16 protein-coding genes are annotated in these 12390 nt (G+C 53.2%); 11 read left to right on the top strand and 5 right to left on the bottom strand.

The features are described 5' to 3' along the window. Positions 1-5: 5 nt before the first annotated feature. Positions 6-983 (bottom strand): calcium/sodium antiporter, encoded by a 978-nt coding sequence (locus ACJ9Y9_RS21410; protein ID WP_028017029.1) that lies wholly within the window; start codon positions 981-983, stop codon positions 6-8. A gap of 227 nt (positions 984-1210) precedes the next feature. Between ACJ9Y9_RS21410 and mlaF the strand changes: the two genes are divergently transcribed. From mlaF to murA, 7 genes are all read left to right on the top strand, one after another. Further along, positions 1211-2023, top strand: coding sequence for a phospholipid ABC transporter ATP-binding protein MlaF (gene mlaF / locus ACJ9Y9_RS21405; RefSeq protein WP_024906354.1), 813 nt, complete (start codon positions 1211-1213; stop codon positions 2021-2023). A 7-nt stretch (positions 2024-2030) separates the two neighbouring features. Then, positions 2031-2813, top strand: coding sequence for a lipid asymmetry maintenance ABC transporter permease subunit MlaE (mlaE, locus tag ACJ9Y9_RS21400; protein WP_010436044.1), 783 nt, complete (start codon positions 2031-2033; stop codon positions 2811-2813). Positions 2814-2817: 4 nt separating this feature from the next. After that, a complete protein-coding gene (mlaD, locus tag ACJ9Y9_RS21395) occupies positions 2818-3366 on the top strand; it encodes an outer membrane lipid asymmetry maintenance protein MlaD (RefSeq protein WP_028017030.1) in 549 nt (182 codons plus the stop codon). A gap of 18 nt (positions 3367-3384) precedes the next feature. Further along, positions 3385-4020 carry a phospholipid-binding protein MlaC gene (gene mlaC, locus ACJ9Y9_RS21390; protein WP_028017031.1) on the top strand — a complete coding sequence of 212 codons (636 nt, stop codon included), beginning with the start codon at positions 3385-3387 and terminating at the stop codon, positions 4018-4020. Continuing rightward, positions 4020-4313, top strand: coding sequence for a lipid asymmetry maintenance protein MlaB (mlaB, locus tag ACJ9Y9_RS21385; RefSeq protein WP_028017032.1), 294 nt, complete (start codon positions 4020-4022; stop codon positions 4311-4313). The genes mlaC and mlaB overlap by 1 nt, the downstream gene beginning before the upstream one ends. A gap of 126 nt (positions 4314-4439) precedes the next feature. Further along, positions 4440-4694 (top strand): BolA family iron metabolism protein IbaG, encoded by a 255-nt coding sequence (gene ibaG / locus ACJ9Y9_RS21380; protein WP_008501458.1) that lies wholly within the window; start codon positions 4440-4442, stop codon positions 4692-4694. A 50-nt stretch (positions 4695-4744) separates the two neighbouring features. Then, a complete protein-coding gene (murA, locus tag ACJ9Y9_RS21375) occupies positions 4745-6004 on the top strand; it encodes a UDP-N-acetylglucosamine 1-carboxyvinyltransferase (RefSeq protein WP_028017033.1) in 1260 nt (419 codons plus the stop codon). Between the two features lie 61 nt (positions 6005-6065). Here the strand turns inward: murA and sfsB are convergent, their stop codons facing one another. Next, on the bottom strand, positions 6066-6353 hold the full coding sequence (gene sfsB, locus ACJ9Y9_RS21370) for a DNA-binding transcriptional regulator SfsB (RefSeq protein ID WP_028017034.1): 288 nt from the start codon (positions 6351-6353) through the stop codon (positions 6066-6068). A 230-nt stretch (positions 6354-6583) separates the two neighbouring features. Continuing rightward, the gene (ispB, locus tag ACJ9Y9_RS21365; RefSeq protein ID WP_028017035.1) at positions 6584-7555 is read right to left on the bottom strand and encodes an octaprenyl diphosphate synthase; all 972 of its coding nucleotides are present in this window, start codon (positions 7553-7555) and stop codon (positions 6584-6586) included. Positions 7556-7812: 257 nt separating this feature from the next. Between ispB and rplU the strand changes: the two genes are divergently transcribed. The 4 genes from rplU (at position 7813) to cgtA (ending at position 10651) form a co-directional block, all read left to right on the top strand. After that, positions 7813-8124: a 50S ribosomal protein L21 gene (gene rplU, locus ACJ9Y9_RS21360; RefSeq protein ID WP_003025032.1), complete on the top strand. Its 312-nt coding sequence runs from the start codon at positions 7813-7815 to the stop codon at positions 8122-8124. Between the two features lie 19 nt (positions 8125-8143). After that, a complete protein-coding gene (rpmA, locus tag ACJ9Y9_RS21355; RefSeq protein ID WP_004385076.1) occupies positions 8144-8401 on the top strand; it encodes a 50S ribosomal protein L27 in 258 nt (85 codons plus the stop codon). A 96-nt stretch (positions 8402-8497) separates the two neighbouring features. Further along, positions 8498-9463, top strand: coding sequence for a DMT family transporter (locus ACJ9Y9_RS21350; protein ID WP_028017036.1), 966 nt, complete (start codon positions 8498-8500; stop codon positions 9461-9463). Positions 9464-9478: 15 nt separating this feature from the next. Continuing rightward, positions 9479-10651, top strand: a complete 1173-nt coding sequence (gene cgtA / locus ACJ9Y9_RS21345; protein ID WP_028017037.1) for an Obg family GTPase CgtA — start codon at positions 9479-9481, stop codon at positions 10649-10651. 35 nt (positions 10652-10686) lie between these two features. Here cgtA and pmrB read toward each other — a convergent pair whose 3' ends face one another. Together pmrB and pmrA are read right to left on the bottom strand one after the other, a co-directional pair. Continuing rightward, on the bottom strand, positions 10687-11730 hold the full coding sequence (pmrB, locus tag ACJ9Y9_RS21340) for a two-component system sensor histidine kinase PmrB (protein ID WP_028017038.1): 1044 nt from the start codon (positions 11728-11730) through the stop codon (positions 10687-10689). Further along, complete coding sequence (gene pmrA / locus ACJ9Y9_RS21335) at positions 11727-12389, bottom strand: two-component system response regulator PmrA (RefSeq protein WP_028017039.1); 663 nt, start codon at positions 12387-12389, stop codon at positions 11727-11729. Before pmrA ends, pmrB begins: the two co-directional genes overlap by 4 nt. Between the last annotated feature and the right edge of the window lies 1 nt (position 12390).

Here is a 12390-nt window from a genome sequence, read left to right as displayed (position 1 = left end):
TCCGTTTACCCAGAGAGAAGAGGCGAGAGCCAGTACAGCATCGCCATCCATACGATAAATCCACCCGTCAACAGCGCGCCTGCGCCTTTGCCGATCTGGCGTTGCCGCCGCCAGCAGAGCAGGGCAAATATCACGCTGACCAGCAACATCACACCGTAATCGCGTGAAAACGCCAGGGGGTTAAAAGGCCCGGGCGTTATCAGGGCCGGCAGGCCCATCACAATCGCGATATTAAAAATGTTGGAACCGATGATATTGCCAATGGCAATGTCATCTTCACCTTTACGTGCTCCCGCAATGGCCGTGGCCAGCTCCGGCAGGCTGGTGCCGATGGCAATGACCGTCAGGCCAATGGTCAGTTCACTGATGGCAAAATAGTTCGCCAGTACTGTCGCGTTGTCGACGACCATGCGCGTTGCCATTGGCATGATGATCAGCGCGACGCCAAGCCAAAGTAGTGCTACAGGCAGCGTGCCCTCCCGCGGGAGTTCGGCAACCTGCTCCCGAGTCAGGCTATCCTGACCCAGCTTTTCAGCCTGGCGGGCGATTTTAACACTATACAGCAGCCAGATGACGGCCAGCGCCAGCAAGAAAATGCCGTCGCTGTAGCTCAGTACGCCATCATAAAATACGCACCCTGCCAGCAGGCTTACGATTAACATTAGCGGCAATTCACGGCGCAGAACATCGGAATGTACGCGAAATGGGTGGAGCAGTGCCGCCAGGCCTAAAATCAGTAATATATTGACGATGTTCGAGCCAATCGCGGTGCCAATAGCCAGGTCTACCTGACCATGCAGCGATGCTGAAACAGAGACGATGATTTCAGGAAGCGACGTTCCAACACTGACAACGGTCATCCCGATGACAACAGGCGGTACGCCAGTCAGACGACACAGGATAGATGCAGCAAACACTAAACGGTCAGCACTGTAGACCACCAAAAGTAAACCAATTATTAACAGTGCTGTTGCTAAAAGCATCAAAAGTCCTTTCTTCAGGTATACTCGTCGGTCCATCGCGCGGGAATGGCTGGACTGCATACTGTCTGAGGCGTAACGAATTCCTAATTTTGACTTTATGCGCCGGAAAAGTAAAACAAATGCCAGCTTTCGCTAACCTCAACGGCTATTATTCTGTAAAAATGCTGAGTTTGGGGCTGATTCAGGCTGCATGCCTTAATGTGAGCAGGGTAAGAAAGGAACAATAAATGAGCCAAACGATGGCGAATTTAGTCGATGTTCGCGGTGTGAGTTTTTCTCGCGCCAACCGATTGATATTTGATGATATTTCGTTGACCGTACCGCGTGGCAAGATCACTGCCATCATGGGGCCGTCCGGGATCGGTAAAACGACCCTGCTGCGCCTCATTGGTGGGCAGATCCCACCGGATAGCGGTGAAATCCTCTTTGATGGCGAAAACATCCCGGAGATGTCGCGCTCGCGCCTGTATACTGTCCGTAAACGCATGAGCATGCTCTTTCAGTCGGGGGCTCTGTTCACCGACATGAACGTCTTTGATAACGTGGCCTATCCGCTGCGCGAGCATACCAGCCTGCCGCCTGAGCTGCTGAAAAGCACGGTGATGATGAAGCTTGAAGCCGTCGGTTTGCGAGGGGCTGCAAAACTGATGCCTTCGGAACTGTCCGGTGGGATGGCGCGACGCGCTGCACTGGCGCGAGCGATTGCTTTAGAACCTGATTTAATCATGTTCGACGAACCGTTTGTCGGACAGGATCCTATCACGATGGGTGTGCTGGTGAAGCTCATCTCTGAGCTGAACAGCGCGCTCGGCGTTACCTGTATCGTGGTTTCTCACGATGTACCGGAAGTATTGAGCATTGCCGATTACGCCTATATCGTGGCGGACAAAAAGATCGTCGCACACGGTAGCGCTCAGGCGCTGCAGGAAAATTGCGATCCGCGCGTGCGGCAGTTCCTTGACGGTATTGCAGATGGCCCTGTGCCGTTCCGCTACCCGGCGGGCGACTATCGTGACGATTTACTGGGAATAGGGAGTTAAGCCACTCATGCTGTTAAATGCGTTGGCCGCTCTCGGACACCGTGGCATAAAAACCATCAGGACGTTCGGGCGCGCCGGATTGATGTTATTCAACGCGCTGGTCGGCAAGCCGGAATTCCGCAAGCACGCACCGTTGCTGGTGCGTCAGCTCTATAATGTCGGCGTGCTGTCGATGCTCATCATCATTGTTTCCGGGCTGTTTATCGGTATGGTGCTTGGGCTTCAGGGCTACCTTGTTCTGACAACCTACAGTGCAGAAACCAGCCTCGGGATGCTGGTGGCACTCTCACTGCTGCGTGAACTGGGGCCGGTTGTGGCGGCACTGTTGTTCGCTGGGCGCGCGGGGTCGGCATTAACGGCTGAAATTGGCCTGATGCGTGCGACCGAGCAGCTTTCCAGCATGGAGATGATGGCGGTTGATCCGCTGCGTCGCGTGATCTCGCCGCGTTTCTGGGCTGGGGTGATTTCGTTACCGTTACTGACTATTCTGTTTGTCGCCGTGGGTATCTGGGGCGGCTCGCTGGTTGGCGTCCACTGGAAAGGCATTGATGCCGGTTTCTTCTGGTCTGCCATGCAAGACGCCATTGATCTGCGAATGGATCTGGTCAACTGTCTGATTAAAAGCGTGGTCTTTGCTATTACGGTCACCTGGATTGCATTGTTCAATGGTTACGATGCCATCCCGACGTCGGCGGGCATTAGCCGTGCAACAACGCGTACAGTCGTACATTCGTCGCTGGCCGTACTGGGTCTGGATTTTGTGCTCACCGCACTGATGTTTGGGAATTGAGTTCATGCAAACGAGAAAAAATGAAATTTGGGTCGGCGTGTTCCTGTTACTGGCACTGCTGGCGGCGCTGTTTATCTGCCTGCGAGCGGCGGATATCACATCTGTCCGCACCGAGCCGACATATCGTATTTATGCCACCTTCGATAATATCGGCGGGCTGAAGGCGCGTTCACCGGTACGTATTGGTGGCGTGGTGATCGGCCGTGTGTCGGACATTACGCTTGATGAGAAAACCTATCTCCCACGCGTCGCGATGGATATCGAAGAGCGTTATAACCATATTCCGGACACCAGTTCTCTTTCCATCCGGACTTCCGGCCTGCTGGGTGAACAATATCTGGCGCTTAACGTCGGTTTTGAAGACCCAGAGCTCGGAACGACTATCCTTAAAGACGGCAGTGTTATCCAGGATACGAAGTCCGCAATGGTGCTGGAGGATATGATTGGTCAGTTCCTTTACAACAGTAAAGGGGATGAGAAAAAATCCGACGCTGCCTCTGCACCGAGTGAAGATCATACCAACGTCGCACCGACATCTGGCACGACGAATTAATTTCAGGAGAAGTCATTCATGTTTAAACGACTGTTAATGGTTGCCATGCTGGTCATTGCCCCTCTCACCGCAGCCCACGCTGCGGATCAGAGTAACCCGTACAAACAGATGGACGAAGCGGCCAAGAAGACTTTCGACCGTCTTAAAAACGAGCAACCTAAAATTCGTGCTAATCCTGATTATCTGCGTGATGTTGTCGATCAGGAACTGCTGCCGTATGTGCAGATCAAATATGCAGGTGCGCTGGTGCTGGGACGTTATTACAAAGACGCGACCCCCGCGCAGCGTGATGCTTACTTTGCCGCGTTCCGTGAATACCTGAAACAGGCTTATGGTCAGGCGCTGGCGATGTACCATGGTCAGACCTATCAGATTGCGCCTGAGCAGCCGCTGGGCGATGCGACCATCGTACCTATCCGCGTGACGATCAACGATCCTAACGGCCGTCCGCCGGTTCGTCTGGATTTCCAGTGGCGTAAAAACAGCCAGACGGGGCACTGGCAGGCGTATGACATGATTGCCGAAGGGGTAAGCATGATCACCACCAAACAGAACGAGTGGAGCGACCTGCTGCGTACCAAAGGCATTGATGGCCTTACCGCGCAGCTGCAGTCTATTTCTCGTCAGAAAATTACCCTGGATGAGAAGAAGTAATGTCTCAGCAACTCAGCTGGTCGCGTGAAGGCGAGACATTAAAGCTGTCCGGTGAACTTGATCAGGATCTGCTGAACCCATTGTGGGACAAACGTCATGAAGCGATGCAGGGTGTGACGCTCATCGACTTAACTGAGGTCACACGGGTGGATACAGCAGGTATTGCGCTGCTCGCCCATCTGGTTGCCGTGGGGAAAAAGCAGGGGCAAAGCGTCAAGCTTAACGGCGCGAGTGATAATGTCGTTACCCTTGCGCAGCTCTACAATCTCCCTCACGACGTGCTGCCTCGTTAGTATTTTCAGTGCGTTACTTCTGAAAGCCCTGACAGTTTCATCGTCGGGGCTTTTTGCTTGTTTAAGACGACGTCACTTTGCTCTAAGATGTTGGGCTTGTTTTCACTATCAGATGATTAAGAGCCCATGGAAAATCATGAAATCCAGACAGTGCTGATGAATGCACTCTCCCTTCAGGAAGCCCACGTCACTGGCGATGGCAGTCACTTCCAGGTTATTGCTGTGGGTGAGATGTTCGACGGTATGAGCCGTGTGAAGAAGCAGCAGGCTGTGTACGCGCCGCTGATGGAATATATTGCGGATAACCGCATCCACGCCCTGTCGATTAAAGCGTTCACCCCGCAAGAGTGGGCACGCGATCGCAAACTAAACGGTTTTTGAGCTGAGGGCGACAGGCCCGCAGCACGGTTGAATTTATAAGAGAACACACAATGGATAAATTTCGTGTACAGGGGCCAACGCGTCTCCAGGGCGAAGTCACAATTTCTGGCGCGAAAAACGCCGCGCTGCCAATCCTCTTTGCTGCGCTGCTCGCGGAAGAGCCGGTAGAAATTCAGAACGTACCAAAGCTGAAAGATATCGACACCACCATGAAGCTGCTCACCCAGTTGGGAACCAAAGTTGAGCGTAATGGTTCCGTCTGGATCGATGCCAGCAATGTGAACAACTTCTCTGCGCCGTACGATCTGGTGAAAACCATGCGTGCGTCCATCTGGGCGCTTGGCCCGCTGGTGGCGCGTTTTGGGCAGGGGCAGGTTTCACTGCCGGGCGGCTGTGCAATCGGCGCACGCCCGGTTGACCTGCATATCTTTGGTCTGGAGAAACTGGGCGCAGAGATCAAACTGGAAGAAGGTTACGTTAAAGCGTCCGTGAATGGTCGCCTGAAAGGCGCGCACATTGTCATGGACAAAGTGAGCGTAGGCGCAACGGTCACCATTATGTCTGCGGCAACGCTGGCAGAAGGGACCACCATTATTGAAAATGCCGCGCGTGAACCGGAAATTGTGGATACCGCAAACTTCCTCGTCGCGCTGGGTGCGAAGATCTCCGGTCAGGGTACCGACCGTATCACCATCGAAGGCGTTGAGCGTCTGGGGGGCGGTGTCTATCGCGTTCTGCCGGACCGTATCGAAACCGGTACCTTCCTGGTCGCTGCGGCGATCTCTGGCGGTAAGATTGTTTGTCGTAACGCTCAGCCGGATACGCTGGATGCGGTGCTGGCGAAGCTGCGCGATGCGGGTGCTGATATTGAGATCGGTGAAGACTGGATCAGCCTCGACATGCATGGTCAGCGTCCAAAAGCGGTGAATGTGCGTACTGCTCCACATCCGGCGTTCCCGACGGACATGCAGGCTCAGTTCACGTTGCTAAACCTGGTGGCTGAAGGTACTGGCTTCATCACTGAAACCATTTTCGAGAACCGCTTTATGCACGTACCGGAGCTGATCCGTATGGGTGCACGTGCTGAGATCGAAAGTAATACCGTGATTTGCCATGGCGTTGAGAAGCTGTCTGGTGCTCAGGTGATGGCAACCGATTTGCGTGCGTCCGCAAGCCTGGTGCTGGCGGGGTGTATCGCGGAAGGTACGACGGTTGTGGATCGTATTTACCACATCGATCGTGGCTATGAGCGTATCGAAGATAAACTGCGCGCGCTGGGTGCCAATATCGAGCGTGTGAAGGGCGAGTAATCGTTCCGGCAGCCCCCTGCCAGCAATGACCGGGGGGTTGCTGTTCCTGTCAAAAATCGCATTATTCCTGCGGTTTTTTCTTTGCTTTTTTCTGGCGAATCATGCGCGATCTGTCGATAAATTCATGGGTAATGGGATCGTGGTAACGCGAGGGCCAGATCACCCACGGATGCGTATCCAGCGCCGTTGCGATAATTAATTCTCCCTTTGGCCAGGGACGAGTCAGGGCGTTTGCCAGGGTAGAAGAACTCAGGCCATTGCGGCGAGATTCAGCTGCCAGTGAAGTGCCTTTTTTGCGCAGTGCCGCAATGATATCTGCCGTGTGCCAGTCGATAAATTTCGTATCCATAACGCTGTCCTTAAGTTCGGATTTACTCACGCCATTTCTTCTGAAACGACAGGCTTACTATACCCATTTCAAACTCTTGTTCTAAAAAGTTCGCGTTACTGGAAGGGATATTCAGAATAAGGCATGGCTTTATTCATGCGGCCTTTAAACCGATGAATTTACATGAACACGGAATTTACAGGTGTGTGCTGGAATCTCCCCGCGATGGCCGCAGGGAGATGCAGGAGGGATTAACGGTCTCGCTGAACGGCGATGTGGGCCAGCGCAATCAGTGCATCGCGCCATGGGCTGTCGGGAATGACCTGAAGAGCTTCGATGGCTTTGTCGGCTTCTTCTTCTGCCCGCTGGCGCGTCCATTCCAGCGATCCGCAAATTGCCATGGTTTCCAACACAGGTTCCAGCAGATGACGGCCATTTCCCTGCTCAATCGCCTCACGGATCATTTTCGCCTGTTCGGCTGAACCGTTGCGCATAGCATGCAGCAGTGGCAGGGTTGGTTTGCCTTCGTTCAGGTCATCACCCACGTTTTTGCCGAGCGTTTCGCCGTCAGCACTGTAGTCCAGCAAATCATCAATTAACTGGAATGCGGTCCCCAGATAACGACCGTAATCCTGCAGGCCTTTTTCCTGTGCTTCGGTACAGTCCGCCAGAATACCGGAGCACTGGGCAGCTGCTTCAAACAGGCGCGCGGTTTTGCTGTAAATCACGCGCATGTAGTTTTCTTCGGTGATGTCAGGGTCGTTGACGTTCATCAGCTGCAGCACTTCGCCTTCAGCGATCACGTTAACGGCCTCAGACATCACTTCCAGTACTTTCAGAGAGCCCAGGCTGGTCATCATCTGGAAGGCGCGGGTATAGATAAAATCCCCCACCAGAACGCTGGCTGCGTTCCCGAAAGCAGCGTTTGCCGTGGCTTTACCACGACGCATATCCGATTCATCCACAACGTCGTCATGCAGAAGCGTCGCCGTGTGAATAAATTCGATAAGTGCTGCGATAGTCACGTGGGCATTTCCCTGATAGCCAACGGCTCTGGCAGCCAGAATAGCAATCATCGGGCGAATGCGTTTACCGCCGCCGCTGACGATGTAATAGCCCAACTGATTGATCAGTTGAACATCAGAGTTGAGTTGCTCCAGGATTGCTGCATTCACACCCGCCATATCTTGCGCGGTTAACTCGTTGATTTTTTCTAAATTCATCGCAAAAGCCGGGCTTTTTATCCTGTTGATCCCATCTTCAATGGGGTAACGAAGGGTTTCGGTTTATCAATAGTAGTGCTGATTGTACTGAAAAAACGGCTCAGATAAACGTTACCGTACGTGTTGTGTTTTTTTTCTTCATGTATTGACGGTAGCACTTGTCAAAGGCTCGCGTTTTGCGTAATATTCGCGCCCTATTGTGAATATTTATAGCGCACTCTGATTCATACGAGGACGTGCGCGGAAGCGGAGTTTATATGTACGCGGTTTTCCAAAGTGGTGGTAAACAACACCGAGTAAGCGAAGGTCAGACCGTTCGCCTGGAAAAGCTGGACATCGCAACTGGCGAATCTGTTGAATTCGCTGAAGTTCTGATGATCGCAAACGGTGAAGAAGTCAAAATCGGCGTTCCTTTCGTTGATGGCGGCGTTATCAAAGCTGAAGTTGTTGCACACGGTCGTGGCGAGAAAGTTAAAATCGTTAAGTTTCGTCGTCGTAAGCACTACCGTAAGCAGCAGGGCCACCGTCAGTGGTTCACTGATGTGAAAATTACTGGCATCAGCGCCTAAGACCTGAGGAGAGATTTAAATGGCACATAAAAAGGCTGGCGGCTCCACACGTAACGGTCGCGATTCAGAAGCTAAACGCCTGGGCGTTAAGCGTTTCGGTGGCGAATCCGTTCTGGCGGGTAGCATCATCGTTCGTCAACGTGGTACCAAATTCCACGCTGGCAACAACGTAGGTTGCGGTCGTGACCACACTCTGTTTGCTAAAGCAGACGGTAAAGTGAAATTTGAAGTTAAAGGCCCGAACAACCGTAAATACATCAGCATCGTTGCTGAGTAAGGTTTTCTCGGTCCGGTAACGGATTAAAGCCCCGCACCCTGTTGCGGGGCTTTTTACATTGGAAACCCGGTAATTTTTTCTGTAGGGAAAACGGGCATGAAGCAGCAGGCCGGCATCGGTATTCTTTTGGCGCTCACCACCGCAATGTGCTGGGGTGCCCTGCCAATTGCAATGAAGCAGGTACTGGAAGTGATGGAGCCGCCTACGGTGGTCTTTTATCGCTTTCTGATGGCAAGCATCGGTCTCGGGGCCATCCTGGCTGTCAAAGGTAAGCTTCCTCCCTTGCGGCTCTTCCGTAAACCGCGCTGGCTGGTGTTGCTGGCTATCGCGACGGGCGGTCTGTTCGGTAACTTCATCCTGTTCAGCTCTTCCCTGCAATATCTCAGTCCCACGGCGTCGCAGGTGATTGGTCAGCTTTCACCGGTGGGCATGATGGTCGCCAGCGTCTTTATCCTCAAGGAGAAGATGCGCGGTACGCAGATTGTCGGGGCGAGCATGCTGCTATGCGGTCTGGTGATGTTCTTCAACACCAGTCTGATAGAGATTTTTACCCGGCTGACGGATTACACCTGGGGTGTGATCTTCGGCGTAGGAGCAGCAGCGGTCTGGGTGAGTTATGGCGTCGCGCAAAAGGTGTTATTGCGACGTCTTGCCTCACAGCAGATCCTCTTTTTGCTGTACACTTTGTGTACAATAGCATTGCTGCCACTAGCAAAGCCGGGTGTGATTGCCCAGCTTAGCGACTGGCAACTGGCGTGTCTCATTTTTTGTGGACTGAATACGCTGGTCGGTTATGGCGCGCTGGCCGAAGCGATGGCGCGCTGGCAGGCAGCACAGGTGAGCGCGTTAATCACGCTGACTCCGCTGTTTACGTTGTTATTTTCAGATTTGTTATCAATGGCCTGGCCCGATGTCTTCGTCAGACCGATGCTCAACTTGTTGGGTTATCTCGGTGCGTTTGTCGTGGTTGCGGGCGCGATGTATTCCGCCATTGGTCATCGTCTTTGGGGACGTTGGCGCAAAAATGAAGCGGTTGTAGTAGTCCCCCGCTCAGGCGAATGAGTTACGGAGAGTAAAATGAAGTTTGTTGATGAAGCGACGATCCTGGTCGTGGCTGGTGATGGCGGCAACGGTTGCGTGAGCTTCCGCCGTGAAAAATATATCCCACGTGGTGGCCCTGATGGCGGTGACGGCGGGGATGGTGGTGACGTTTGGCTGGAGGCGGATGAGAACCTCAACACGCTGATCGACTACCGTTTCGAAAAATCATTCCGCGCTGAACGTGGCCAGAATGGCCAGAGCCGTGACTGTACCGGTAAACGCGGTAAAGATGTCACCATTAAGGTTCCTGTCGGTACGCGTGTTATCGACCAGGGTACCGGTGAGACCATGGGTGACATGACCAAACACGGCCAGCGTCTGATGGTCGCAAAAGGTGGCTGGCACGGTCTGGGTAACAGCCGTTTCAAATCTTCCGTTAACCGTACTCCACGTCAGAAAACGATGGGGACGCCTGGCGATAAGCGCGATCTGCAACTGGAGCTGATGCTTCTGGCAGACGTGGGCATGCTGGGTATGCCAAATGCCGGTAAATCGACGTTTATTCGCGCCGTGTCTGCCGCGAAACCTAAAGTGGCGGACTATCCGTTTACCACACTGGTACCAAGCCTGGGTGTTGTCCGCATGGATAACGAGAAGAGCTTTGTGGTTGCCGATATTCCGGGCCTGATTGAAGGTGCTGCTGAAGGTGCCGGTCTGGGTATCCGCTTCCTGAAACACCTTGAGCGCTGCCGCGTATTGCTGCACCTCATTGATATCGATCCTATCGACGGTTCCGATCCGGTTGAAAACGCCCGAATCATCATCGGCGAGCTGGAAAAATACAGCGAAAAACTGGCGAATAAACCACGCTGGTTGGTCTTCAACAAAATTGACCTGATGGACAAAGCCGAAGCGGAAGCGAAAGCTAAAGCGATTGCTGAAGCGATGGGTTGGGAAGAGAAATACTACCTGATCTCTGCAGCAAGCCAGGTTGGCGTGAAAGACCTCTGCTGGGATGTGATGACCTTTATCATCGAGAACCCAATTGTTCAGGCCGAAGAAGCGAAACAGCCTGAAAAAGTCGAATTCATGTGGGATGACTACCACCGTCAACAGCTCGAAGAGCTGGAAGCGGAAGAGGAAGAAGACTGGGATGATGACTGGGATGAAGACGACGAAGAAGGCGTCGAGTTCATCTACAAGCACTAATATCAGTTCAAAGCCCCTCGTTCGAGGGGCTTTTTTTATTCCAGCGTTGAGGGCAACCAACAGCTGGCGATTAAACCGCCCTCAGCACCGTTATCAAGCGTCAGCTTACCGCGGTGGAGTTGCACGATGCGCTGAACAATACTCAGCCCTAGGCCGCTACCACCGAAACGCTGATCAAGACGACGGAACGGTTCAGTGATTGATTGTCGGTGCGCTTCAGCAATACCCGGTCCCTGGTCGATAACGCTGACCTGGGTACCCCCCTCGACCTCGTTTAATGACACTTTAATGGTTGTTCCTGACGGGCTGTAACGACCGGCATTCTCCAGCAGGTTACGCAGCATCAGACGCAGAAGCACGGCGTCTCCCTGAACCGTGAGCGCACTTTTAGCAGGCCATATCACGGTATGTTCTTTGGCTTCATGCTCAAGGCTGAGTGGGGTGATGATATTGTCTGTCCAGTTCACCGTTTCGTAATGGCCGCTGGCCATTGCTTGCCCGGCTCGGGCCAGCATCAGCAGTTGCTCAACGGTGTGCATGAGTTGGTCAATACGGCTAATTAACGTCGCGGCCTGAGGAGAACCAGATTGCGCCATGAGTTCCAGATGGAGTCTGATACCGGCAAGGGGCGTCCGCAGTTCGTGTGCGGCGTCTGCGGTGAAAAGACGCTCCTGTTGGATGGTATTATCCAGCCGGGCGAGCAACTGATTCAGCGAGGTGGTGACGGCACCAATTTCTTCCATGTCGGAATACATTGGAAGCGGCGTTAAGTTATCTGCCGAACGGTTAGCCAGGCTGGCACGCAGTTTATTCAGGGGTTGGGTTATCCAGGTCACTGCCCAGAAAGAGAAAAGCAGCGTAAAGCCAACCATCACCAGAGAAGGGACCAGCAGAGAGGCAATCGCTTCACGGATCTCTTTTTCAACGTGATTATTCCGCGCTTTTGCCGACAACGTCTCACTGACCAGAAAACCAATCTGTTCACGGCTTTCATGCCACAGCCAGATCACGCTTATCAGTTGGAAAAATAACAGAATGACCGCCAGCAGCACCATCAATCGCCGACGCATGCTGTTCATTTCTGACTCTCCAGGCGGTAGCCAACGCCACGGACGGTTTTGATCCGGTCCTTGCCAAGCTTACGACGCAGGTTGTGAATGTGGACTTCAAGGGTATTGGACCCCGGATCGTCCTGCCAGGAGTAGATATCCTGTTGCAGGGTTTCTCTGTGTACCGTTTGCCCGCTGCGCATAATCAGGCGCGTCAGCAAAGCAAACTCTTTTGGTGTCACCTCAATCGGCTGGGACTGACGTAGTACCTGCTGGGTTTGCAGATTCAGCGTAATATCGCCATCAGTCAGTAAGTTATCGCTATGACCCTGATAACGGCGTATTAACGCCCGGACGCGAGCCTGAAGCTCTGCCAGTGCAAAAGGCTTCACCAGGTAATCATCTGCGCCAGCATCGAGGCCAGTGATACGATCTTCAATGGCATCGCGTGCTGTCAGGATCAACACTGGATTAGCGATCCCGCGGCGTCGCCACTGACTGAGCAGCGTGGCACCGTCTTTATCAGGTAAGCCCAAATCGAGGATCACCAGACTGTATTCGCCGCTCTGGATCAGAGCATCCGCCTCTGCCGCTGTGCCAGCACAGTCGAGGGCATACCCTTCATTGGCCAGCCCCAGCGCCAGCCCTTCCTGTAATAACAGATCGTCTTCAACTATAAGTAGTTTCATC

This window comes from Enterobacter sp. CPE_E1241 (assembly GCF_045618265.1).
Classification (GTDB): domain Bacteria; phylum Pseudomonadota; class Gammaproteobacteria; order Enterobacterales; family Enterobacteriaceae; genus Enterobacter; species Enterobacter adelaidei.
This window is presented reverse-complemented; position numbering and strand designations above follow the sequence as displayed.